This is a genomic window from Comamonas sp. 26, assembly GCF_002754475.1.
Taxonomy (GTDB): domain Bacteria; phylum Pseudomonadota; class Gammaproteobacteria; order Burkholderiales; family Burkholderiaceae_C; genus Comamonas.
The window spans coordinates 572,652-596,664 of sequence record NZ_PEFL01000001.1 but is presented as its reverse complement, the minus strand read 5'-3'; the positions used below and the strand labels follow the sequence as shown (position 1 = coordinate 596,664).

Below are 24,013 nucleotides of genomic sequence, written 5' to 3'. Positions count from 1 at the left end.
GTTCAACCTCTGTTTTCCACAACGCTGCGTAAACATGGGTGCGCCCCATGCGCGAGCAGCCAAGCAAGGGCCGCCCCGCAGCAAAGGCTGCATCCCCCTTCGGGGGAAGACGCGCAGCGGCTCAGGGGATGTTTCATCAATGTACCGATCCACCCATATCAGCCTTGCCCGACATGGGGCGCTGGGGCTTGCCACCTGCAGGCAGGGGCTGGGGGTTCAAGGTGCCAACGGTGAGCTGGTCATCGCCAAAATACTTGGCAGCCACAGCCTTGACTTCGTCAGAAGTCACTTTTTGCAACTGCGCCAGCAGCTTGTCTTCAGCATCCAGCGGCATGCCCTGAATCCAGTAGCTGCCCAGGTTCTGGGCCTGGCCCATGACCGAATCGCGCTCGTAGACGTTGGAGGCCATCCACTGAATCTTGACGCGCTTGAGTTCGTCTTCCTGCACACCCTCGTCGGCAATCTTCTTGATCTGGGCACGCAGTGCGGCTTCCACATCGGCCACGGTCTTGCCCTTGGCGGGCACGCCCGTCAGCATGAACAGGCTGGGGCCACGACCCATGATGCTGGCCGAGCTGCCAGCGCTATCGGCCACGCGACCATTGGCCTGGCCTTCGCCTTGCACCAGCGCGCGCTCCAGACGGGCGCCGTCATAGCCATCCAACACAGCAGAAAGTACCAGCAGCGCCAGCGCCTCTCTATCCTCGACACCCATTTTTTCCACGCTCTTCAAGGTGGGCGCGCGGTAAGCCATGGCGATAAAGGCTTGTTCTGCGGGCTGCTTGACCTCAATGCGGCGCACACCAATCTGCGTGGGCTCCAGTTGCGGCTTGCGCTGCGGCACCGCACGGACTGGCATGCTGCCGTAATATTTCTCGGCCCAGGCGCGCACCTGGTTCACATTCACATCGCCCACTACGACCACGGCCGCATTGGCGGGCACATACCAGCGCTTGTGGAAGTCGCGTACATCGGCGGGAGTCATGGAATCCAGATCGCTCATCCAGCCCACCACGGGGCGGCGATAGGGCGACGCCATGAAGGTGGCTGCCATTAACTGCTCCATGAGCATGGCACGCGGCTGGTCATCGGTGCGCATGCGGCGCTCTTCCTTGATGACCTCGATTTCCTTCTTGAACTCAGAATCAGGCCACAGGTTGTTGGTAAAGCGGTCAGACTCGAGCTTCATCACATCTTCAAGGCGATTGGATGGAATCTGCTGGTAGTAGCCGGTGTAGTCGCGCCAGGTAAAGGCATTGTCCTGACCGCCCAGAGCCGCCACGCGGCGCGAGAAATCACCCGGCTTGACGGTTTTGGAGCCCTTGAACATCATGTGCTCCAGCGCATGGGCCACGCCCGTGGTGCCATCGACCTCGTCCATGGAGCCCACACGCACCCAGACCATGTGCACCGCCGTAGGTGCGCGCCGGTCTGGCTGCACAAGCAGCTGCATGCCGTTTTTCAGCGTGAACTGCTGCACCAGCGGTGCAGCTTCAGCGACAGCAGCAGGCACAGGTTTTAACGATGCGCCCGGTGCAGCCAAAGCTGCCCCAGCGCTCAAACAGGCCATTAAGCCCAGTGCAGGGAGTACGAGTACATGTTTCATAGAATGATGCGATTCTAAAAACCAGCCAATGTTCAGTTTTTTCAAGAAAAAGCCCAGCCCGCCCAATGCGGTGGAGCCCACGCCAGCTGCCCCGGCAGCTGCTGCGCCCGCTCCTGTTATCGAGTCCAAGCCCAACCCACAGGATACGCCTGCGGTGCCTGCCGCGAGCGCCAGCGCCTCGTGGTGGCGCAAGCCCTTTGGTGGCGGCGATGACAAGCATACCGAAGCAGCACCAGCCAGTCAGGATTTTGTAGCAGCCCCCGAGCCTGCCGCAAAGCCGCAAGCGGATAACTCCCGCCAAAGCTGGATGGAGCGCCTGAAGGCCGGCCTGCGCAAGACTGGCTCCAGCATCGCCACCGTCTTTACTGGCACGCAGATCAACGACGCGCTTTATGAAGAGCTAGAAGATGCGCTGCTGATGGCAGACACTGGCGTCAAAGCCACCCAGCACCTGCTGGAAGACTTGAAACGCCGCGTCAAAGACACCAAGACCACCGAGCCCGCCGCCGTCAAGGCGCTGCTGGCCGATGCCCTGACCGACCTGCTCAAGCCACTTGAAAAGCAACTGACCATTGGTGAGCACCAGCCCACCGTGGTCATGGTTGCCGGCGTCAACGGTGCGGGCAAGACCACGTCGATTGGCAAGCTGACCAAGCACCTGGCCGACAACGATCAGACCGTACTGCTGGCCGCCGCAGACACCTTCCGCGCCGCTGCCCGTGAGCAGCTGGGCGTATGGGCCAACCGCAACACCGTGGAAATCATCAGCCAAGAAGGTGGCGACCCCGCCGCCGTGAGCTTTGATGCCGTTTCCGCAGGCAAGGCACGCAAAAAAGATGTGGTGCTGGTCGATACCGCCGGTCGCCTGCCCACGCAGCTGCACCTGATGGAAGAGCTGCGCAAGATCAAGCGCGTGGTCAACAAGGCCGACGGCACTGCGCCGCACGAAGTGCTGCTGGTCATTGACGGCAACACCGGCCAGAACGCTCTGACTCAGGTGCGCGCCTTTGACGATGCGCTGCAGCTGACCGGCCTGATCGTGACCAAGCTGGATGGAACCGCCAAGGGTGGCGTGCTGGCCGCGATTGCGCAGGAGCGTCCTATTCCCGTCTACTTCATCGGTGTGGGCGAGAAAATCGAAGACCTGGAAACCTTCAGCGCCCGCGAATTCTCGCAGGCTCTGCTGTCCTGATCTAGAAGCAATTGATGCCTATTTGATAGCTGGCAGCGCCTGATTCCTATGAATTTCAGGCCTCTTCAGCACTCAAACCCATGAAAGGAGCGCGCAAGGCGCTCCTTTTTTATGACTGCCGAGGATTCAGGCCTGCACCTGCTGCTTGAGCCACTTGGCGTAGTCGCTCAGGCAGCGCTCGGTACGCATCGTAATTTGCGGCACCTCGTAGCTGTGCTGGTCGCGCATCAGCTTGGTCAGCCGCTGCAAAGCCTCGGGCAGGGTCTTGCAGACCAGTCGCCACTCTGGCAATGACTGCAGCACCCCATCCCATTCGTAGTACGAGGTAATGCGCTCGGTCTGCACGCAGGCCGCCGCCTTGGCAGCCACCAGCGCGCGCGCCATGTCTTCGGCCTCGCCAGAATGGCCCACGGTGGTGGTCACCACGCAGAGCGTGGCCCAATGGCTTTCGGGTGAAGACGCGGTCTTGGTAGATAGGGTGCTCATGCAGCCTAGTCTAGGCCCAAGACCATTCCAGCCCGCCAAGCGTTACAACGGATACAAACCCAGCTGCTGTGCCCGCAGCCGGGTCAGCCCCAGCAGCGCATCGGTAAACGGCGTGGCAATACCGCACATGCGGCCCATCTCGCGCACCGCGCCCACCAGCGCATCCAGCTCCACCGGCTTGCCGCCTTCCACATCCTGCAGCATGGATGTCTTGAAGCCACCCAGCTTGAGCGTGACCTGATGGCGGTCTTGCGGCGAGTCGCTGATCGGCAGGCCGATACGGGCGCCAATCTCCTTGGCCTCCAACATCACGGCGGTAATGAAGTTGCGCACCAGCTCGTCGCCCAAAATCTTGTCAGTCGCCGCCCCGGTGATGGCACTGACGGGGTTCATGGTCATATTGCCCCAGAGCTTGTACCAGGCGTCGCGCTGGATGTTGCTGGAGACCTTGACCTCGAGACCGCCCACGCGCAGCAGCTCGGCCAGCGCCAGCAGACGCGGCGTAGGTTCGTCGCCGGGCAGCGTCATGGGTTCGCCCACAATGATGCTGTTGCCAAAATGGCGGCGCACCACGCCGGGCGCATCCAGCGAGCAACTGGCATGCACGACCGAGCCAATCACCTGCGTGGTGGGAATGGCCTGCGCAATCTCGCCCTGCGGGTCCACGGTCTTGAGCTGCAGGCCGCGCAGGCTGGCATCCACCCCGCCAGCCAGAAACCACCATGGCACGCCATTCATGGCTGTCAGCACCAGCGTTTGCGGGCCTATCAGCGGCGCAATCTGGCGCGCTACATCTGGCATGGCCGGGGCTTTGACTGCAATCACCACCACATCCTGCACACCCAGCGCAGCAGGGTCTTGCTGGGCATTGACAGCCACGGTCTCGCGCGCATCGCCATGAACCAGCGTCAAACCGTTTTGCTGCAGGGCGGCCAGAGTCTGGCCCCGCGCCACAGCGCTGAGTTCACACCCTGCCTTGGCCAGCGCCACACCCAGCCAGCCGCCAATGGCACCCGCGCCAAAAATGCATACCTTGGTCAAATTCATCTCCATATCTCAGTTTTATGTTTTATCCGGGCGCAGCAAAGACTCTCAAAACAAGAGCAGCTTGCGCTTGATGAGAAAGCGCTTGAGGCTTTTTGCGTACTTAATTCTCACCGGGCGGGCGCATCTTTGCGCATTGTTGACACGTGAACATCAGTATCAACCCGAGAGAAACTGAAGGCCGTTGACAGCTGACAGACCCGCAAGCCGGGAGCCCGCTGCCTTGTTTTTTGTATTTTCAAGGACTGTCCTCATGAGCTCCAGCAACACCATCAATCTGACCGCCCAGATCACCACCCTGAGTACGGCGCTGCGCATCGTTCTCAATGCCAGCCCCGATGCCGCTCAGGTACGCGAGCAACTGGCCACCGCGCTGAACCAGTCCATTCATGACGCGCAGGAAGAAGGTATGTGGGACAACGCAAGCGGCGTCAAAACTATCAAGGCCGCATTACTGGGTTGATCTCCGTGGATTGGTTGATGCACTAATCACCGCCACCATGAAAAAAGCCGGCGGGCAAATTGCCCAGCCGGCTTTTTTAGTGAGCATTCAGACTCCGATCAGGTGACCTGACGAATCGGCAGCGATCTCACTCGCTTGCCTGTGGCCGCAAAAATGGCATTGGCCAAGGCCGGAGCAACCGCAGGCAATGGGGGCTCGCCCACGCCGCCCAGCGGGACATCCATGCCGCCGCCCACCAGATGGGTCCGAATGGTCTGTGGCTGATCGACATGGCGCAGCACTTCATAGTCATGGAAGTTGCTTTGCTGAACGCGGCCCTTGGCAAAGGTGATTTCGCTGCTCATGGCCAGGCTCATGCCCATGATGACGCCACCTTCCAGCTGCGAGCGAATGCGCTCAGGGTTGATCTGTGGGCCGCAGTCCAGCGCCGTATCCACTGCAATCACTTTCACATTGCCTTTATCGTCCACCGCCGCTTCCACCACCATGGCGGAATAACTCATAAAGCTGTAGCAGAAAGCCAGCCCCAGGCCATGGCCCTTGGGCAGTTTTCGGCCCCAGCGCGCGCCACGTGTCGCTGCTTCAATCACCGCGCGCAGCCGCCCTGTGTCATAGGGGTATAGCGTGGGCGATTCGGTGTAGTTCCAGCTATCGCTCAAGTCCTTTTCAGGGTTGAGCTTGCGCGGCGGGCCAATCAGCTCCAGCGCATATTGCTTATGGTCTTTGCCTGCTCGATGGGCCAGTTCGGCAATAAAACTTTGCGCCGCAAATGCATGGGGAATGTTGTAGACCGAACGGAACCAGCCGATGCGGGTATGGGCCTCCACCTCGCCGGTCTCGATGCGCACATTGGGAATCTGATAGGGCATGTTGATAGCCCCCATCCCCATTTCCATGCTGCTCTGTCCCTTGGCACCTTCCTGAAACAACGAACTAATGGTGGGCGCTGCCGAGCGGTGCAGCCAGGTCTGGGGCATGCCCTTGGCATCCAGCGCGGCCTCCAAATGATCAGCTGCCACTGCGTGATAGAAGTCGTGCTGAATATCATCGTCACGCGTCCACACCACTTTGACGGGCGTGCCCGGCATGGTCTTGGCAATCAGCGCCGCCTCAACCGCGAAGTCCGGCTTGGACTTGCGGCCAAAAGCACCGCCCAGCAGCAGCACATTCACCGTGACTTGCTCAATCTTCAAGCCAAGAGCTGCAGCCACCAGCTCTCTGGCAGCTTCCGGTGCCTGCACCGAAGTCCAGATTTCACAGTGGCTTTTGTCGGCCGACAGCAACGCAGTGGCCGTAGGCGGCTCCATGGAGGCATGGGCCAAATGCGGCACGTAGTAATCTGCCTTGACCAGCGCCTTGTTTCCAGCTTTTTCGACAGCCGCATCCAGATCGCCGTTGCTACGCAAGACTTTGCCCGGGCTATTGGCGGACTTTTCCAGCTGCTTGCGGTATGCAGCCGAGTCATAACTGGCGTGCGGGCCCTCATCCCAGTCCAGCACCAGCGCCTCGCGCCCCTTGGTAGCGGCCCAGGTATTGCGCGCCACCACGGCCACGCCGCCCAGCGGCTGGAATGCGGGTGCGCCCTTGTACGCAGGAATATCCACCAGCGCCTTCACGCCGGGCACGGCCAGCGCCTTGTCTTTTTGGGCACTGCGCAACTTGGCACCCAGCACCGGCGGGCGGGCGACCACGGCATAGACCATGCCGGGCAGATGCTTGTCTTGCCCGTAAACCGCCTTGCCTTTGCCAATGTCCGCCAGATCGACCACCGCCAGCTTTCCCTTGCCGATGTAGCGGAAGTCCGCTGGCTTTTTGAGCCGCAACCCATCACCTTTTGGCACCGGTTGCTTGGCTGCATCAGCAGCCAGCTCGCCATAGCCGAAGCGCTTGCCGCTGGGGGTATGAATGACCTCGTGCTGCACCGCCTTGACCTGCTCCACCGGCACGCCCCAGCGCGCGGCAGCAGCCGATTCCAGCATCTGACGGGCCGCTGCGCCCACGCGGCGCATGGGGGCAAAGAAGTGGCGCACGCTGCGCGAGCCATCCACGTTCTGGTTACCGTATTTAGATTCAATGCCCTGCGCTTGAACCACGCGCACCTTGTCCCAGCGCGCTTCCAGTTCATCGGCCACCACCATGGGCAAACTGGTGCGCACGCCGGTGCCCATCTCGGCACGGTGGGCAATGATGCTCACCATGCCATCGGCCCCAATGCTGACAAAAACCAGCGGGTCATCGACCGTGCCCCCGGGCATGGAATCGGCACCGTATTTTTTGGCCTCTTGCGCGTGGACCACGCCTTGTGCGGTAACCGCCAGACTGAAGACCAGACCCGCACTGCTCTGCAGCAGGGTGCGACGTGAAATTTCAGGCAATGTTGCGTTGTCTTGCATCATTTAGCTCCCTGCAGGCGCTGCGCTGCCAGCTTGATGGCCGCACGAATGCGCGGATAGGTGCCGCAGCGGCAGATGTTGCCGCTCATGGCCTCGTCAATCTGCTTGTCCGTAGGCTTGCCATTGGTCTTGAGCAAACCGACCGCCGACATGATCTGCCCGCCCTGGCAGTAGCCGCACTGAGCCACCCCCAGCTCCACCCACGCGGCCTGCACTACTTTGCCCACGCGGTCCGACTCCATGCTCTCGATGGTGACCACCTGTTTGCCTTCGACGGCCGAGATCGGGGTGATGCAGGAGCGAATCGGCTGTCCATCGAGATGCACAGTACACGCCCCGCACAAGGCCATGCCGCAACCAAACTTGGTGCCACACATTCCCAGCTCATCGCGCAATACCCAGAGCAATGGGGTCTCCTGCACCGTGTCCACCGACTGGCGCTGTCCGTTGATATCAAGAGTTGTCATCAGGGGTCCTTTTTTGTGGAGCGATCTGATCTGCATCAAACCTCAAAGCAGCATACAGACCCCATCAAACAGACACTAAAGCCCGGCAACAATGCTGTCAGCCTTCGTAAGCAAACACTTCCATACCTTCTAGCTGCAAGCAGACAGCTCTAATTGATGCATCGATAAGCAATTGAAATTCACCCCAGTGAAAATGACGCTGCACTGCAACAATCCAACGGCAAAACCCAATTCACCGAGCCTGCAAAAGGTTCGGGAACTTTGTCCTTAGCACTCCCTCTAACAGAGTGCTAATATGAAGATTATGGAAGAAAGGAAACCCGCAATGACAACTGCCTCCGGCTCCATTGCTACAGCCTTGGCACCCGCTAACCCCTGGGCGCTGGTACCTCCGCTGGGCAACCTCGATGCCTATATCTCGGCCGCCAACCGTCTGCCCATGCTCACCCCTGAGGAAGAGCAGGCATACGCACGCAAGCTCAAAGAAAACAATGATCTGGACGCCGCTGGGCGTCTGGTGATGTCCCACCTGCGTCTGGTCGTGTCTATCTCGCGCCAGTATCTGGGTTATGGCCTGCCTCACGGCGACCTGATTCAGGAAGGTAACGTGGGTCTGATGAAGGCTGTCAAACGCTTCGATCCCGATCAGGGCGTGCGTCTGGTCAGCTACGCCATGCACTGGATCAAGGCTGAGATCCACGAGTACATCTTGAAGAACTGGCGCATGGTCAAGGTCGCGACGACCAAGGCTCAGCGCAAGCTGTTCTTCAACCTGCGCTCGATGAAGAATGACCTCAAGTCTGACGCTGCCATGGCGGATGACGAGCCCATGATGCGCGACACACTGACTTCGCACGAGATTGACACCGTAGCGGCCAAGCTCAACGTCAAGCGCGAAGAAGTCATGGAGATGGAAACCCGCCTATCGGGTGGCGACGTGCTGCTGGACCCTTCGCCCAGCGATGATGGCGAGCAGGCCTATGGCCCCATCGCCTATCTGGCCGACGCTAACCATGAGCCTACCGCCATGATCGAGTCGCGCCAGCGTGACCATCTGGCAACCGATGGCCTGGCCCTGGCACTGGAAGGTCTGGACGACCGCAGCCGCCGTATCGTTGAGCAGCGCTGGTTGCAGGTGAACGACGATGGCTCTGGCGGCATGACGCTGCATGAGCTGGCTGCCGAATATGGTGTCAGCGCCGAACGCATTCGCCAGATTGAAGTTGCCGCCATGAAAAAGATGAAAAAAGCGCTGGCCGAGTTTGCGTAAATACCAACTTGCGCCAAAGCCCTTAAAAAGGCTGAAATGCTGAACCCTAAACCCGGATAATTTCCGGGTTTTTCATTTCTGGCGTCGGTGTCACAGGCATCTGCGCTGATCTTCATACCAACAAGACATAAGAGACCTGCCATGCACGCACGCACTTTGAAGAATCTGTCTCGCCGCAGTCTGGTCGCCGCCGGGGCCGCCCTGATGGCCGCAACGCTGGCCCCCGCTGCCATGGCCGCTGACAACTGGCCCGACAAGCCCCTGCACCTGATTGTGGGCTTCCCCGCTGGCTCTTCCCCTGACCTCACAGCCCGCGCACTGGCCGAGCCACTGGAAAAGAAGCTGGGCCAGACGGTTATCGTGGAAAACCGCGTGGGCGCTGGCGGCAATATTGCGGGTGAATACGTGGCCAAGGCTGACGGCTACACCTTCAGCGTGATGATCAACGGCAATATGACCATCGCCAAGATGCTCAATCCCGCCGTGCGTTATGACCCCATTAAGGACTTGCAGCCCGTAAGCCTGATTGGCGTGGCCCCGCTGGTGCTGGTGGCTCCCGCATCGGCACCACAAGGCAAAGCCTTCATGGAAGCCGCAGCCCAAGCGGGCGACAAGTGGAGCTACGGCTCCCCAGGCGTGGGCACCGTAGGCCATCTGGGCATGGAGCTGCTCAAGAGCCGCTCTGCCATCAAGGCCGTGCATGTGCCCTATACCGGCTACCCACAGGTTTTCAATGCCATTCAGGGCGGCGACCTGAAGCTGTCCATGCTCCCCCCGGCTCTGGCCATGGCGCAGATTCAGGCAGGCAAGCTGCACGGCATTGCGGTGACTTCTGCCGCCCGCAGCCCGCTGGCTCCCGGCCTGCCCAGCCTCAAGGATCTGGGCGTCAACAACTTTGATCTGGAAATCTGGAACGCCGTGGCCGCGCCCAAGTCCATGCCCAAGGCCCACGTCGAGAAGTTGGCCGCTGCCGTCAGCGAAATTGTGCGCACGCCTGAAATGCGCCAGAAGCTTTCCATGCAAGGTTGGCAAGCTGTGGGCAGCTCGCCTGAAGGTCTGCAGAACCGCATTCAGCAGGATGTAAAGGCACTGGGCGCCATCATTCGCGACCAGCACATCACGTCGCAATAAGCCGCCGGAGGCCCTGGCGCGCTAGTTTTAAACGCTTGGTTTTTGCTAGGCGTCTCTGGTGAAGCTCCGCTCGGTATCAAATAGAGCGACTACCGCCTCAGATATCATGCGCTCGACAGGCATGCTTTTACGCTATGCCATCGGGCGCATTTTTTATCAGGCTGCCCCGCTGTTTACGGAGCCTTCATGGACGCTGGTACCTGGTTCACGCAACTCAACGCTTGGCAAGTCATGCTGTTGGGGCTGGTTTTTTTCGGTGGCATTTATCTGCTGGGCGGCCTGCTCATGAGCATGCTGACGTCCGGGCTTTCTCGACTTGGCATCGGTCAGGTACTCGATACGCGCCCGCTCAAGCCCGATCAGTTAGGGCGTGAATGGCGTCAGTCGTTTCATTCGATTCTGGTTTTCGGCCTCGGCATGATCGTGCCCTGGGGCTTTTTGCAACTGGGCTGGGCACACCTGACACCCGATGCCAGTGCAGGTCGCATTGCACTGGAGATTGCCGTGCTGCTGATCTGGAACGATGTGCACTTCTGGATCAACCACCGTCTGCTGCATACCCGCCAGCTGGTGCGCTATCACGGCGACCACCATCGCTCCGTTGTGACAACGCCGTGGTCCACCTACAGCTTTCACCCGATTGAGGCGCTGATGCTGGGCAACATTATTTTGCTGCCCATGGTTGTGCATGATTTCTACTTCTGGTCGCTGGCGTCAGTGCCGGTGCTGAGTCTGATCCTCAATCTCATCGGCCACTCCAACTACGACTTTTTCCCCAAAGTGCCTGACACGCACCCTCTGGCAGCAAGCCGTCGCCACCATCTGCACCATTCACGGCCTGCGGGCAACTATGGCTTTGCGCTGCCCTTTATGGATCAGATCATGGGCACCAAGGTCAAGACCGCCTATACCCGCGCATCTGCCGCTGAATGAGCCAACACCCCGGCCAGCGTCTGCTTCCCACTCTGCGCCACTGGCGCGACTGGCAATCCGTGTTTTACATGCTCATCCTGCCGCTGATCGTCTGGTGGCAGTGGTCGCATGGCTTCAACCTCATCCTCTACGGCATTGAGCTGTTTTTAACGCTGGGCGTGGGCGTCATTCACCACAACCACACCCATGTGCGCATGTGGTGGGGCCGCCGGACGAACCGCGCCACCGACTACTGGCTGACCCTGCTACAAGGCCACCCCACCTTTGTGTTCTGGCCCGCCCATGTGGCCAATCACCACCGCTTTCGCCACGGCCCGCGCGATCTGGTGCGCACCTACCGGCCTGAGTTTGGCGGTGATACCAATCACCTCTGGGGCTACCTCATCCACCCCGTGCAGGCGGCTGTGGTGCTGTACCCTATGTTCTTTCGCTGGCTGAACAATCTGCGCCTTCGCTGGCCCGGCGCATTCCGCTATTGCATGGGGCAGTACGCGCTATGGCTGGGTAGCTGGGGATTTTTTCTGTGGCTGGACTGGCAAAAGGCGCTGATCTTTATCATCGTCCCCCAGTTGCATGGTCTGCACTGGCTGCTAGCCACCAACTACCTGCAGCACGCCCATGCCGATGGCAGGCCGCTGTCCAGAGCGCAGCGCAATACTCCGGGTATCGAGCTGAACTACGCCCGCAACTTTGAGGGGCTGGTCAACCCCCTGCTTTTTAATATTGGCCTGCACACCGCGCACCATGAATGCCCGCATGCTCACTGGTCTGATCTGGCCACGCTGCATGAGCGCATTTACCGCCAGCGAGTTACGCCCGCATTGAACGAGGGTGGCCTGCTGCCCTATATGGGACGCGTGTTTGTATTAGGTCTGATCTGGCCTGCGGCAAGAACCCAGCCGCAAATGCCGCCAGACGATGTGAAGTAAAACCTGTCGAGGATCTATGCCTGTTGCCTATTCAAACGTCTATCTTCAATCTGCCGGTATGTTCCTGCCTGGCTCTCCGGTGGATAACGCTGGCATGGATGCATATGTCGCTCCGCTGAACCGCATATCCGGGCGCATCAAGCAACGCATCCTGGCGGAAAACGGCATTCAGCAACGCTACTACGCCATCGATGGCGCAGGCCAGACCGTCTTCAGCAACACGCAGATGGCCGCAGGCGCAATTACAGAAACACTGGCGCTGGCTGGCAAAACGCTCGCTGATGTGGGCTACCTCTCCAGCGGTTCATCGGGAGGCGATGCGCTGATGCCCGGCTTTGCCAGCATGATTCAGGGCGAGATGGCTGCCCCGCCCATGGAAACATTGTCCGTCCACGGCGTATGCGCCGCCAGCGTGGGGGCCATGCAGGCCGCAGCCATGGCTGTGGAAAGCTGTGCCCATTCACTGGCGCTGTCTGTTGCCAGCGAGATGCCATCGCGCCTGTTCAAGCGCTCGCGCTTCGCCGCTCAGGATTACAACACTGACTTTGACGCCCACTTTCTGCGCTGGATGCTGTCGGATGGCGCAGGTGCGGTGTTGCTGGGTGGCCCCAAGGCCCTGCCGCAAGCCAATGGCCTGCGCTTGAAGTTGAAATGGACGCACCAGCGCAGTTTTGCAGGCGACTACCCCGTCTGCATGCAGCTGGGCTTAACGCCAGATCGCAGCAAAAGCCATCTGGACTTCCCCGCCTGGGGCGATGCCGAGGCAGCCGGTGCGCTGTCTCTGCGCCAGGACATTCGCCTGCTGCCACACCTGTTTGACGTCTGCATTCACGAGTACGCCGACCTCGCCCACAAAGGCTGGGTGCCCGAGCGCGGCATTGACCACTTTCTGTGCCACTACTCGTCAGAACGCTTCATCCCCGTCGTCGATGATCTGCTGGGCAAAGCCCAGCTCAGCATCCCGCGTGATCGCTGGTGGAGCAACCTAACCTGGCGTGGCAACACGGGCGCGGCCTCCATCTTCATCATGATGTCGGAGTTTTTGCAGAAAGAAGGCAAGCGCCTGAAAGCGGGCGACACCGTGCTCTGCTTCATCCCCGAGTCAGGCCGCTTCACTGCCGGCTACATGCTATGGGAAGTAGAGCTGGATGCACCCGCCAATCAAGCGCTACAGGCCGATTTCCCTCATAAAACTGCCGCCGCTGAAACGATTGCCAACGATGCCCTGCCCGATGTCTCCACTATCGCCGCTCCGCACGACCCGGCCACCGCGCCGCAGCAGCTGGCCCCACTGCTGACCGAGCTGGCCAGCATCTGGCAGGACTACCGCAGCAATGTCTGGCGCACGCCACTGCTGCGCCGCATTCGCACCCGCGAGCTGCAAAGCAGCGACTATGTGCGCTGGATGAGCCACTGGATTCCCCAAGTGCGCGAAGGCAGCCTGTGGATGCGCGAAGGCGCAGCATCGCTCACGGGCGACTACGCCACGTTGGCTTCTCTCATCGACCTGCACGCCGGTGAAGAGCAAAACGACTTCAAAATTCTGCACAGCGACTACCTGAAGGCGGGCGGTGCCGAAACCGATATCAGCAAACTGCGCCGCAACCCCGGCGGTGAGGCACTCAACGCCTATCTGCACGGCCTTGCCGCCACGCCCAACCCCATCGGCCTGCTGGGCGCCATCTACATCATTGAAGGCACGGGCCAGCGCATCGTGCCCAGCCTGCTGCCGCTGCTGCGCGCTGCCCTGCCCTTGCCGCCCGATGCCTTCCGCTTTCTGGAGTATCACGGTGCCAATGATGAGAACCATTTGGAGCGCTGGCTGATCGCCGTGCAGATGGCGCTGGACATGGACACCGAAGGCTCGGCCCAGCAAGCCATACTGCAGACCGCCCGCCACACGGCGGCCATGTATCTGATGCAGTTCCAGCATGTGCTGGCCGAATAAAAACAAGACGAGCAGGACAGCCTGATGAAGAACGAATTCAACGACCATGTCTGGGACGAGCGCGACCCCAGCCCCTGGCTGGCCCTCTACCTGGATCAGAGCACGCCACTGCCCGATGACGTCAAAGCCGCCTGGCTGCGCGACTGCAGCAGCAGCTCGCGCCAGTTTTTTCTGCCCGCCATGCGGCCGCTGGCGCGCCTGTCGATGATCCTCATTCAGGCGCTGAAAATCTTTCTGCCAAAGCGCTGGTCACACTCCATCTTGCTGCACCGCATGCTGGCTTTTGGCATGAAGAAGTTTCTCTCGCCAGAGGCCAACTGGCTCATCATGCGGCACTTTCACCTGGGCTCTCAGGTGCTGCAGTTTGTGGCGGCTAACTCGCCTACCAAGGTCAGCACCACGCCTTTGACGCCCATGGAAATTGACGATGTGAAAGAGGAGCTATTCCTCAAGCACGACCTCAACCTCTTCAACTTTGTGATTCGCCTGAACAAGGCGCTGCGTGAAAACAAGCAAGAGCTGCTCGCTGTCGCAGAGCCCGATTTCTCGATGATTCACGAGCCCGAACTCAAGCTCGAAGACATGCCGCGCGGGCGCTTCAACGTCATCGATCTGCAAAGCGCCATTGAGCTGTACACGCCCATCTACCAGCTGCTGCTGACCGACAACGACTTCTGGCGCGCCAGCAACTCGCTGCAGCTGGATGAAACCCTGGGCATTTACTGCGCCAAGATTCTGGCCTCGCCCGAACATCTGGTGTTGCTCAATAACAAGCACCCCATGGTTCCAGATTCAACGCTTTATGCGGCTTACCGTCTGGTGCTGCACGGGCTGTCCACCGAGATGCTGCATTCGCTGCTTGCGCGCATGGCCAGCGGTGAGCTTCCAATTCCGGCGCGCGAACTGGCCAAGATGCATAAGACGGCTGAAGCCGCCCAATGAACCGTCACCCGTCATAAGTTCTTCAGACCACGGCTAACCACGCGTCTAACTGCTCGGCAGGCATGGCGCGGGAATGCAGCCAGCCTTGAAAGAATTCACAGCCAATGTTGCGCAGCAGTTGCAGCTGTTCGACCTCTTCCACGCCTTCTGCTACGACCTCCAGATCGAGGGCATGGGCCATGTGCACAATGCCGCCCATCAGTCGGTCCCGGCAGGGAGATGGAGACAAAAATTCCCGCCCCAGCTTGATGCGCTGCAGCGGCAGATATTGCAGATAAGCCAGCGATGAATGGCCGGTGCCAAAATCATCGAGTGCAATCGTCACCCCCAGCCGTGCCAGCCCTTGCAGCACTTCACGCCCCTGTTCGAGGTTCAACATGGCCTGCGACTCCGTAACCTCCAGCTCCAGCCATTGCGGCGGCACTTCATACCGCGTCAAACAACTGCTGACCTGCTCGACCAGATTCACCTGCCTTAACTGATGTGCCGAGAGATTGACCGCTACGCGCAGCGGCGTACCAGCCTTGAGCCATAAGGAAATTTGCTTGCAAGCGGCATCAAGCACATAGTTGCCCAAGGCCACAATCTGTCCGGAAGCCTCCGCCACCGGAATAAAACGCACAGGACTGACATTCCCCAGCACCGGGTCATGCCAGCGCAGCAAGGCCTCTACACCCACCACGGTTGCACTCTCTACCTTGACCTGCGGCTGGTAATGAAGCTGCAGCCCTCCGTAGCTGAGCGCCATGCGCAGGCGCTCGGCCAGCTGCACACGCTCGGCCATTTCCTTACCCATGCAGGGCTCGAAAAACACGGCATTGCCACGACCCCGCGCCTTGGCGCTGTACATGGCCATATCGGCAAACCGCATCAGATCATCGCCAGTCTGCGCATCATCGGGATACAGCGCGATGCCAATGCTGGCCCCGAAATCCAGCGCTAGCCCATCATGTTTGAAAGGAATGGACAGCGCGGCCAGAATCTGATCGCTCCAAAATTTCGCTCGGGCGGCGTTTTCCCCCGCCAGCATCACGATGAATTCATCACCTCCGAGCCGGGCCAGAACACCTTCGCTGCGCAGTTGAGATTTAAGGCGTCGGGCGACTTCTCTGAGCAGATGATCACCTGCGGCATGCCCGTAACCGTCATTGATAGCCTTGAAGTTATCCAGATCCAGCTGCAGCAGGGCCATTGAGTCATCGTCGGCCTGAGCGATCTTGAGCTGCTCCTGCAGCTCCTGACCAAACTGCCAGCGGTTGTTAAGGCCGGTCAACGTGTCCTTGGTAGCCTGAAACTTCAGACGTTGCTGCATCTGGTGCAGCTCCGTCACATCCCGAACAAAGGCTACAGCCAAGCCCTTTCCATCTTCGCCAAAAAACCCCAGCGCAATGTCGACAGGCATGGCACTACCTTGCTTTCGCTGCAGCCATAAAACGCGCCCCAGCCCCATGGGGCGGCGCGAGGGCTGAGAAAAATAACTGCGCAGGTAGTGACCATGCGTCGCCTGAACATCGGATGGAAGCAGGATGTCGAGCACCTGCCCTTCCAGCTCGCTGCATTCATAGCCAGATATGACTTGCATGGCTGCATTGGCCACCACGATGCGCCCATCCCGCCCCACCAGCAAGATTCCATCAGGCGCAGAATCCAGCGCATAGCGCTCACGCTGGGTCAGCAGCATGGAAGGCAGGCTCAGCTCATCCTGCCATGCAGAAAACGCCAGACCCAGTCGACGCTGACAGTTCGCCAGTGCTACCTCGGACACAGGCTCATGCATTGAAGAAAAAGGGCATTCAGCCATACAAGCGCTCCAGACATTCACTCTGGCGTTCCTGCGTGCAGAACCCCCTCATGCAACATCAGAGGATATGTATCTGCTGGCTCGCGGCGAGAAGCCTTGCCAAGTGTTTGAAAGCACCAACTATGCGCGGCAGCAAGCGCAATCTGCTTGCGCTACATCAAACACAAATGTGTAACAATAAATTTCAATGGATTGCACTCATCTACACGATTGCTCCAGACAGCCGCGCTATCAGCCCAGCAATGCTCTCACATCCTGCACCAGGACTTGAGGGCCTGTGCCATAGCGCTCATAGATGCGCAAGCGACCTTGGGGGTCGTACAGGTAAGTACCAGCGGAGTGATCGACGGTGTAAGTCCCTTCGGCCTTGCCTGGCACTTTTTTGAAGTAAATCTTGAAGTCCTTGACCACAGCGGCGAGCTCGTCAGGCGTACCGCTCAGGCCGACAAAGCTCTGGTCGAAGTTAGCTAGATAGGCCTTTAGCACTTCGGGCGTGTCGCGCTCAGGGTCCAGCGAGACGAACACAGCCTGCAGCTTGTCGCCATCAGCGCCCAGCGCCTGTTTGACTTCCAGTAGCTCTTGCAGCGTGGTCGGGCAGACATCGGGGCATTGCGTGTAGCCAAAGAACACGGCGACGACCTTGCCGGAGAAGTCCTTGAGGCTGCGCTTTTGGCCATTCACGTCAGTCAGAGGAATGTCTTTGGCGTAATCAGCGCCCGTCACATCCACGCCTTGAAACGCAGGCTTTTTATCGTCCTTGCAGGCAGTCAGAGCGAATGCGGCTGTGCAGGCCAGTGTTGCAGCGCCGAATGCGCGCAATGCACCTCGTTTATCCATGATGGTTCAGGTCAGGTAGTGATCCACCAGCAGGGCTGCGAACAGCAAACTCAGGTGAATCAGGGAAAAGCGGAAGGTTTTGCGTGCCAGCGCATCCGAGTAGTTGCGCAGCAGTGCCCAACCATAACCGCAAAAGCCCAACCCCAGGCCCACTGCGGCAAAGAGGTACAGATAGCCGCTCATGCCCACCACAAACGGCAGCAGACAGCCCGCAAACAGCACCGCGGTGTAGAGGAACACCTGCAGTCGCGTGAAAGCATTGCCATGCGTCACGGGCAGCATGGGCAAACCCGCGCGGCGGTAGTCTTCAACCCGGTACAGCGCCAGCGCCCAGAAGTGCGGCGGCGTCCACAGAAAAATGATGAGAAACAGCAGCAGCGCCTCGTGCCCGACCTGCCCCGTCATCGCGGCCCAGCCCAGCACCGGCGGCATGGCACCCGATGCACCGCCAATCACAATGTTCTGTGGTGTGAGTGGCTTGAGCACCAGCGTGTAGATGACCGCATAGCCGATAAAGGTAGCCAGCGTCAGCCACAGCGTCAGCGCATTGACGGCCAGCAGCAAGATGGCGGCACCCGCTGCGCACAGCAGGGCAGAAAACACCAGAGCCTGCCGGTGCGACAACTCGCCACGCGCCGTGGGGCGCCAGGCGGTGCGCTTCATTCGGGCATCAATCGTGCGCTCAACCAGGCAGTTAAAAGCCGCCGCGGCCGCTGCCACCAGCCAGATACCTGCGCTGGCCGCCAGCATGCGGCCCCAGTCTTGCCAGGTGGGCGCGCCGGGCACGGCAAGCACCATGCCGATGAAAGCACAAAACACAATGAGCTGCACCACGCGCGGTTTGGTCAGCGCGTAATACTGCGCCCAGCGCGATGAGTGCTGCGCTGCCTCCGCAGCGGACTGAGGGATGCTCTCCACATTCATGACTTTTGCCTGCATGTCACCCTCCTCAATAACTATGATTTAGATAGCTAGCAGCGCCTGATATGCATGCGCTACAAGCCATTTCAATACCTATTTCTCTATAGCGTCAGCAGCCGTCCGCCCGGCCTCATCCCACGAGGAAGAGGCACGCAGCAGCCGTTCCAGATCTCTCTTGGCCTTGCCTGCCGTGGCTTTGTCCATATTGGCCGGAAAGCGCATCATCCAGTGCCCTTGCGGGTCCACCACATACAGGTGCTCATCCAGCGCATGGCCCACCTCAGGTTTCAACCAGTCTTGAATGGCGGCTGCTGGCATGCGCAGCGCCGTCGCCTGCTCGGCGGCAGGCAGAATTTTTTCGCTTACGGCTTGCTGGTCGTTGATGAGCCAGACCCAGTCCAGCCGGTCTTTTTCACGGCCCAGCGTTTCACGCAGCTGACGCTGCAGATACAAGTGGTCCTGGCAGCGCGCTTCGCAGCTGGCATTACTGGTGCTGACCAGCAGCCACTGGCCCTGAAGATTGCGCAAATCCATGCTGGTGCCATCGAGCTTTTGCACCTTCACATCGGGCAGGCTGGGCTGGCTGCTGATCAACTCGCCATAGCTGCGCTGCTGCGTGGGGCGCAGCACGTAATAGGTGAGGTAAGAAGCCACCACCGGCGCAGCGCAGACCAGCAGCACAGCCAGCATCTTCCAGCGGCCGCTGCGCGCCTGCTGCATCTGGGTTTGTGAGGGGTCTGGCAGGCTGTGAATTGAAAAACTCAGCGGCTCATCACCTTCACGAACCTCACTAGCGCGGCGCTGCGATGCGGGCTGCGCGGCGGGGGAGGTAAAAGCGTCGGACGAGTTGAAACCAGACATAAAGCAACACCACCAAAACACTGAGTCCGAACCACTGAAAGGCATAGCCGTAGTGCTTTTGCACACCAGCATTGATTTGCGGCCAGTCACGCAGCAAGCCTTGGCTGGCGGCGTCATCGCTGGTCTCCACCAAGCTCAGCGCCAGCAACGGCAAGCTGCTTTGCTGTGCCCACTGGGCAATGTCTGCATTCTGTCGGATGCGCGACTTTTGCCCATCAGGGTCTGCCCCGCCATCCGCTCCTTCCAGCTCCATCAGTTTGGAGGGCGGTGCCTCAAGCCTGCCCTCAATCGTGACCATGCCAGCAGGTGTATGCACCGGGGGCAGCACCGTGCGATCCATGAAGTTGCGCGGTGCCCAGCCGCGCTGCACGATGATGACGGCGCCTTCCTGCGGGGCAGCAAGGCGAAACGGTGTGAGCACATAAAAACCCACCTTGCCCTGCATTTGCCGGTTTTCCAGAAACACCGTCTGCTCGGCCAGCCACTGGCCTTGCAGCTGTGCGGGTCTGTGTAGCAGCTCTTTGCGCTTGGAATCGCTCAGGATTTGGCTGATGTCCGGAACCTGCGCAACAAGCTCTGCGTTGCCCCAAGGCACCAGCGCCTGCTGGCGCGCCATGGCATCAAAAATTTCCTGCTTTTGCGCGGCACGGCTCAGTTGCCAGAAGCCCAGCGATGCTGTTATGCCTGCGCAGACAAGGGCGGCGAAAGAGATCAGTAGAAACCGCCAGAGGTCTGGAATTCGGGAAGTTCGCACCAGATAATCCATTCATGAAATTCGTGATCATTCTCGCTTTTCTCGCCATTTTGGCGAGCCTTGGCAGTGCGCTGTTCTTCATGATGCGCAAGGGCGATGGCAGCGCCAGCACGGCCGCCGAGGACGCAGAGCGCAGCCGCAAGATGTTCCGCGCCCTTGCCTTGCGCGTGGCTCTGTCCATAGGGCTGTTCCTGTGTATTTTGATGGCGGCCAAGATGGGCTGGATCCAGCCTACGGGCTGGGTGCCAGGCAGCTAATTGTTCGCAAGCAACCGTTCGCAACTCCCCGCGCTATACAAAGGCAAGCGCCTTGCGCCTGTCTGTCTTTGGTTTCAGCATCAAACAATGCTGAAACCTTCAGATGACAAGCGCAAGGCGCTCTGAAAAAAGTAGTGACTAAAGCTCTCTCACATCCAGTAAACAAGGATGTAGAGGAAGACCCAGACCACGTCCACAAAGTGCCAGTACCAGGCCGCGCCTTCAAAGCCGAAGTGGTGCTTATCGGTGAAGTCGCCCTTCATCAGGCGAATGGTGATGAAGAACAGCATCAGCATGCCCACCAGAACGTGGAAGCCGTGAAAGCCGGTCAGCATGTAGAAGGTGGAGCCGAACACGCCCGAGTTGAGCTTGAGGTTGTAGTCGTTGTAGAGGTGGTGGTATTCGTAGCCCTGCACGAACAGGAAGATGCAGCCCAGAATCACCGTCATCCACATGAAGCTGATGCAGCGTGCGCGGTTGTTGACCTGCAGCGCATGGTGGGCGATGGTCAGCGTCACACCGGATGTCAGCAGCAGTGCAGTATTGATGGTGGGCAGCCAGAACGGACCCACAGTCTTGAAGGGCTCAACAATATTGCCGGGCGATGCCGTGGCACCCGCTGCAACACTGGGCCATACGGCCTGAAAGTTGGGCCACAGCAGCTCGTTCGCCAGGCTGCCCAGTGCAGGCACAGAGTGCGCGCGCGCCCACCACAGGGCGGTGAAGAAAGCGCCGAAGAACATCACCTCAGAGAAGATGAACCAGCTCATGCTCCAGCGATAAGACAGATCAATCTTGCGACTGTATAGCCCAGCTTCACTTTCACGCGCTGCATCGCGGAACCAGACAAACAGTATCGACAGCCACCAGATCAGGCCAAAGTACAGGGAATACATTCCCCATTCATGGCCGTTGATCCAGGTGCCCGCACCGAGAATCATGAAAAACAGACCGATGGCCGCCATCACGGGATGGCTGGATTCGGCTGGCACATAGTAGTAAGGGGTCGCGCCCTTATGGGTTGCACTCATCACTCGGCTCCTGACGCTGTTGATCGTTGTTTTTACCGACGCTCCACTATCACTTGCACTTCGCCCCACCCGTCTTCAGCCTAGGCTAAACGACCAGGTTGACGATCCATATCAACGCTAATACCAAGATCACAATCGCTACCAGTCCCACGCCAATGACGTGCAGCGGCGTAATGCTGGCAAAGTCTTTCTCGTATTCCTTGCCCTTGCGCACACCCAGCATGGCCCATGCCACGGCGACGATGCTGCGCCAGAAGTTGGACTTTTTGCTGTCCTGCGTCATAAATGACTCCCCGGCGCAGCCACGGAAGCCGTGCTGTCAGCAGGTGTGGCAGGTGCGGGCGGGGTCTTGCCGCCCACTTCAAAAAACGTGTACGACAGGGTGATGGTCTTCACATCTTTGGAGATGCGCGGATCAATCACAAAAGCCACCGGCCATTCGCGTTTTTCGCCGGGCTCCAGCGTGTATTGCGAGAAGCAAAAACACTCCATCTTGTTGAAGTAGGCCGTGGCCTGACGCGGTGCATAACTGGGAATGGCCTGCGCGGCCATGCGGCGGTTTTGCACGTTCTGAAACTCATACATCACCGTCGCCAGCTCGCCGGGGTGAACCTGTACCGAGCGCTTGGCGGGCTTGAAGTCCCAGGGGCCGCGTGCATTGGCATCAAACTCTACGGTGATGGTGCGGGTGGTATCGATCTGGCTATTGCTGGGCAGCTTCACATCGCGCCCGGCCACGCCAGCACCGGGCACCTGCTTTTCAGACAGCGACAAGATGTTGATGCCCGTCAGCTCGCAGATGTGCTTGTAGATGGGGATGAGCACGTAGCCAAACGCAAACATGCCCAGCGCAACAATCGCCAGCTTGCCCACCATCTTTGCGTTTTCCTTGGCTACGCTCACATCACCCTCCTTGCATTCACTGCATCAACCGGCCGCTTCAGTGCAGCCAGGCCATCTTCACGACAAAGCCGATAAAGAATACGGCGGCTGTAGAGGCCAGAATCAGCCCCAGTTTCAGATTCGCCTTGCGTTGCTCTTGCATTCTGGTTTGCGTTGTCATCTCAAAGCTCCTGTTCAGCCGATCACCTTGGTGGCGGTTTCATCAAGCTTGGGTGGGTTCTCAAAGGTGTGGAATGGTGCGGGTGAAGGCACTTCCCACTCCAGACCTTCAGCGGCTTCCCAAGGCTTTTGCGGCGCTTTTTCACCACGGCCGCGCATGGCAGGCCACACCACGAAGACAAAGAAGTAAACCTGCATCAGACCAAAACCGAAGCCGCCGATGGAGGCAATCATGTTGAAGTCGGCAAACTGCATGGGGTAGTCGGCATAGCGACGTGGCATGCCGGCCAGACCCAGGAAGTGCATGGGGAAGAAGGTGATGTTGAAGAAAATCAGCGAGCCCCAGAAGTGGATGCGGCCACGCGTTTCGGAGTACATCACGCCCGTCCATTTAGGCGACCAGTAGTAGTAGCCAGCGAACATGGAGAACAGCGAACCGGCCACCAGCACGTAGTGGAAGTGCGCCACCACGTAGTAGGTGTCCTGCAGCTGAATGTCGATGGGAGCCATGGACAGAATCAGCCCGGTAAAGCCGCCCATGGTGAACACGAAGATAAAGCCCACAGCGAACAGCATGGGAGTCTCAAACGTCATGGAGCCGCGCCACATGGTGGCTGTCCAGTTGAACACCTTCACCGCAGTAGGCACGGAGATCAGCATGGTCGCGTACATAAAGAACAGCTGACCCGTAACCGGCATGCCGGTGGTGAACATGTGGTGCGCCCACACGATGAAAGACAGGATGGCAATAGCCGCCACGGCATAGACCATGGAGGTGTAGCCAAACAGCTTTTTGCGGCTGAAGGCGGGCACGATCTGGCTGACGATGCCGAAGGCTGGCAAGATCATGATGTAAACCTCGGGGTGGCCGAAGAACCAGAAGATGTGCTGGTACATCACCGGGTCGCCGCCACCTGCGGGGTTAAAGAAGCTGGTGCCGAAATGGCGGTCAGTCAGCGTCATGGTGATGGCACCAGCCAGCACCGGCATCACGGCAATCAGCAGATACGCCGTGATCAGCCAGGTCCAGGAAAACAGCGGCATCTTCATCAGCGTCATGCCGGGTGCGCGCATGTTCAGAATGGTCACGATGATGTTGATCGCGCCCATGATGGAGCTGGCACCCATGACGTGCATCGCAAAGATGCTGGTGTCCATGGAGGGGCCCATTTGCAGCGTCAGTGGCGCGTACAGCGTCCAGCCTGCAGCGGGTGCGCCGCCGGGCATGAAGAACGAGCCCACCAGCATGATGCCCGCAGGAATCAGCAGCCAGAAGCTGAAGTTATTCATGCGCGCAAAAGCCATGTCGGATGCGCCAATCTGCAGCGGCAGCATCCAGTTAGCGAAGCCCACAAAGGCCGGCATGATGGCACCGAACACCATGATCAGGCCATGCATGGTGGTGAGCTGATTGAACAGCTCTGGGTTGACGATCTGCAGGCCGGGCTCAAACAGCTCGGCGCGAATCAGCATGGCCAGCACGCCCCCCACCATCAGCATGGTGAAGGAAAACAGCAGGTACATCGTACCGATATCTTTGTGATTGGTCGCAAACAGCCAGCGACGCCAGCCCGTGGGCGTGGCGTGATGGTGGTCGTCATGCCCATGGTCATCGTGACCATGGCCCTCATGGGTGTGGACGGGAGGAACTACGGCGCTCATATTCTTTTCTCCAATCAGTCTCT

At 59.4% G+C, this 24,013-nt stretch carries 24 protein-coding genes; 9 read left to right on the top strand and 15 right to left on the bottom strand.

The window, feature by feature from the left end; all coding sequences use genetic code 11:
* Positions 1–136 precede the first annotated feature (136 nt).
* On the bottom strand, positions 137–1,606 hold the full coding sequence (locus CLU84_RS02770; RefSeq protein WP_233209907.1) for a pitrilysin family protein: 1,470 nt from the start codon (positions 1,604–1,606) through the stop codon (positions 137–139).
* 28 nt (positions 1,607–1,634) lie between these two features.
* Between CLU84_RS02770 and ftsY the strand changes: the two genes are divergently transcribed.
* Positions 1,635–2,798 carry a signal recognition particle-docking protein FtsY gene (ftsY, locus tag CLU84_RS02765; protein ID WP_099735834.1) on the top strand — a complete coding sequence of 388 codons (1,164 nt, stop codon included), beginning with the start codon at positions 1,635–1,637 and terminating at the stop codon, positions 2,796–2,798.
* Positions 2,799–2,924: 126 nt separating this feature from the next.
* Here ftsY and cutA read toward each other — a convergent pair whose 3' ends face one another.
* Together cutA and CLU84_RS02755 are read right to left on the bottom strand one after the other, a co-directional pair.
* The gene (gene cutA, locus CLU84_RS02760) at positions 2,925–3,284 is read right to left on the bottom strand and encodes a divalent-cation tolerance protein CutA (protein WP_099735833.1); all 360 of its coding nucleotides are present in this window, start codon (positions 3,282–3,284) and stop codon (positions 2,925–2,927) included.
* A gap of 42 nt (positions 3,285–3,326) precedes the next feature.
* Positions 3,327–4,331, bottom strand: a complete 1,005-nt coding sequence (locus CLU84_RS02755; RefSeq protein ID WP_099735832.1) for a 2-dehydropantoate 2-reductase — start codon at positions 4,329–4,331, stop codon at positions 3,327–3,329.
* A gap of 250 nt (positions 4,332–4,581) precedes the next feature.
* On the opposite strand from CLU84_RS02755, the gene CLU84_RS02750 reads away from it, so the two are divergent.
* Positions 4,582–4,791, top strand: coding sequence for a hypothetical protein (locus tag CLU84_RS02750; protein ID WP_099735831.1), 210 nt, complete (start codon positions 4,582–4,584; stop codon positions 4,789–4,791).
* A gap of 98 nt (positions 4,792–4,889) precedes the next feature.
* Here CLU84_RS02750 and CLU84_RS02745 read toward each other — a convergent pair whose 3' ends face one another.
* Both CLU84_RS02745 and CLU84_RS02740 read right to left on the bottom strand, forming a co-directional pair.
* The gene (locus tag CLU84_RS02745; RefSeq protein WP_099737828.1) at positions 4,890–7,184 is read right to left on the bottom strand and encodes a xanthine dehydrogenase family protein molybdopterin-binding subunit; all 2,295 of its coding nucleotides are present in this window, start codon (positions 7,182–7,184) and stop codon (positions 4,890–4,892) included.
* Positions 7,184–7,651, bottom strand: coding sequence for a (2Fe-2S)-binding protein (locus tag CLU84_RS02740; protein WP_099735830.1), 468 nt, complete (start codon positions 7,649–7,651; stop codon positions 7,184–7,186). Before CLU84_RS02740 ends, CLU84_RS02745 begins: the two co-directional genes overlap by 1 nt.
* A 325-nt stretch (positions 7,652–7,976) precedes the next feature.
* Between CLU84_RS02740 and rpoH the strand changes: the two genes are divergently transcribed.
* The 6 genes from rpoH to CLU84_RS02710 all read left to right on the top strand — a co-directional run bounded on the left by rpoH (position 7,977) and on the right by CLU84_RS02710 (position 14,804).
* Complete coding sequence (gene rpoH / locus CLU84_RS02735) at positions 7,977–8,921, top strand: RNA polymerase sigma factor RpoH (RefSeq protein WP_099735829.1); 945 nt, start codon at positions 7,977–7,979, stop codon at positions 8,919–8,921.
* A 141-nt stretch (positions 8,922–9,062) separates the two neighbouring features.
* Positions 9,063–10,052 (top strand): tripartite tricarboxylate transporter substrate binding protein, encoded by a 990-nt coding sequence (locus tag CLU84_RS02730; RefSeq protein WP_099735828.1) that lies wholly within the window; start codon positions 9,063–9,065, stop codon positions 10,050–10,052.
* A 186-nt stretch (positions 10,053–10,238) separates the two neighbouring features.
* Complete coding sequence (locus CLU84_RS02725; protein ID WP_099735827.1) at positions 10,239–10,985, top strand: sterol desaturase family protein; 747 nt, start codon at positions 10,239–10,241, stop codon at positions 10,983–10,985.
* Positions 10,982–11,914 carry a fatty acid desaturase gene (locus CLU84_RS02720; RefSeq protein WP_099735826.1) on the top strand — a complete coding sequence of 311 codons (933 nt, stop codon included), beginning with the start codon at positions 10,982–10,984 and terminating at the stop codon, positions 11,912–11,914. The genes CLU84_RS02725 and CLU84_RS02720 overlap by 4 nt, the downstream gene beginning before the upstream one ends.
* Positions 11,915–11,930: 16 nt before the next feature.
* Positions 11,931–13,862: a beta-ketoacyl-ACP synthase III gene (locus tag CLU84_RS02715; RefSeq protein ID WP_099735825.1), complete on the top strand. Its 1,932-nt coding sequence runs from the start codon at positions 11,931–11,933 to the stop codon at positions 13,860–13,862.
* A gap of 24 nt (positions 13,863–13,886) precedes the next feature.
* Positions 13,887–14,804, top strand: a complete 918-nt coding sequence (locus tag CLU84_RS02710; RefSeq protein WP_099735824.1) for a hypothetical protein — start codon at positions 13,887–13,889, stop codon at positions 14,802–14,804.
* A gap of 22 nt (positions 14,805–14,826) precedes the next feature.
* Here the strand turns inward: CLU84_RS02710 and CLU84_RS02705 are convergent, their stop codons facing one another.
* The 5 genes from CLU84_RS02705 to CLU84_RS02685 all read right to left on the bottom strand — a co-directional run bounded on the left by CLU84_RS02705 (position 14,827) and on the right by CLU84_RS02685 (position 19,978).
* A complete protein-coding gene (locus CLU84_RS02705) occupies positions 14,827–16,605 on the bottom strand; it encodes a bifunctional diguanylate cyclase/phosphodiesterase (protein ID WP_099735823.1) in 1,779 nt (592 codons plus the stop codon).
* Between the two features lie 231 nt (positions 16,606–16,836).
* A complete protein-coding gene (locus CLU84_RS02700) occupies positions 16,837–17,442 on the bottom strand; it encodes an SCO family protein (protein WP_099735822.1) in 606 nt (201 codons plus the stop codon).
* A gap of 6 nt (positions 17,443–17,448) precedes the next feature.
* Positions 17,449–18,366, bottom strand: coding sequence for a heme o synthase (gene cyoE / locus CLU84_RS02695; RefSeq protein ID WP_099737827.1), 918 nt, complete (start codon positions 18,364–18,366; stop codon positions 17,449–17,451).
* A 90-nt stretch (positions 18,367–18,456) separates the two neighbouring features.
* Complete coding sequence (locus tag CLU84_RS02690) at positions 18,457–19,224, bottom strand: hypothetical protein (protein WP_099735821.1); 768 nt, start codon at positions 19,222–19,224, stop codon at positions 18,457–18,459.
* Positions 19,154–19,978 carry an SURF1 family protein gene (locus CLU84_RS02685; protein WP_099737826.1) on the bottom strand — a complete coding sequence of 275 codons (825 nt, stop codon included), beginning with the start codon at positions 19,976–19,978 and terminating at the stop codon, positions 19,154–19,156. Before CLU84_RS02685 ends, CLU84_RS02690 begins: the two co-directional genes overlap by 71 nt.
* A 14-nt stretch (positions 19,979–19,992) precedes the next feature.
* Here CLU84_RS02685 and CLU84_RS02680 point away from each other — a divergent pair, with 14 nt between their 5' ends.
* Positions 19,993–20,235: a twin transmembrane helix small protein gene (locus CLU84_RS02680; protein ID WP_099735820.1), complete on the top strand. Its 243-nt coding sequence runs from the start codon at positions 19,993–19,995 to the stop codon at positions 20,233–20,235.
* 149 nt (positions 20,236–20,384) lie between these two features.
* Here the strand turns inward: CLU84_RS02680 and CLU84_RS02675 are convergent, their stop codons facing one another.
* From CLU84_RS02675 to ctaD, 5 genes are all read right to left on the bottom strand, one after another.
* Positions 20,385–21,266 carry a cytochrome c oxidase subunit 3 gene (locus tag CLU84_RS02675; RefSeq protein WP_099735819.1) on the bottom strand — a complete coding sequence of 294 codons (882 nt, stop codon included), beginning with the start codon at positions 21,264–21,266 and terminating at the stop codon, positions 20,385–20,387.
* Positions 21,267–21,351: 85 nt separating this feature from the next.
* The gene (locus CLU84_RS02670) at positions 21,352–21,549 is read right to left on the bottom strand and encodes a DUF2970 domain-containing protein (RefSeq protein ID WP_099735818.1); all 198 of its coding nucleotides are present in this window, start codon (positions 21,547–21,549) and stop codon (positions 21,352–21,354) included.
* Positions 21,546–22,169: a cytochrome c oxidase assembly protein gene (locus tag CLU84_RS02665; RefSeq protein ID WP_099735817.1), complete on the bottom strand. Its 624-nt coding sequence runs from the start codon at positions 22,167–22,169 to the stop codon at positions 21,546–21,548. Before CLU84_RS02665 ends, CLU84_RS02670 begins: the two co-directional genes overlap by 4 nt.
* Positions 22,170–22,206: 37 nt before the next feature.
* A complete protein-coding gene (locus tag CLU84_RS22305; RefSeq protein WP_210768956.1) occupies positions 22,207–22,329 on the bottom strand; it encodes a cytochrome oxidase small assembly protein in 123 nt (40 codons plus the stop codon).
* 14 nt (positions 22,330–22,343) lie between these two features.
* Positions 22,344–23,990 (bottom strand): cytochrome c oxidase subunit I, encoded by a 1,647-nt coding sequence (gene ctaD, locus CLU84_RS02660; protein WP_099735816.1) that lies wholly within the window; start codon positions 23,988–23,990, stop codon positions 22,344–22,346.
* Positions 23,991–24,013 lie beyond the last annotated feature (23 nt).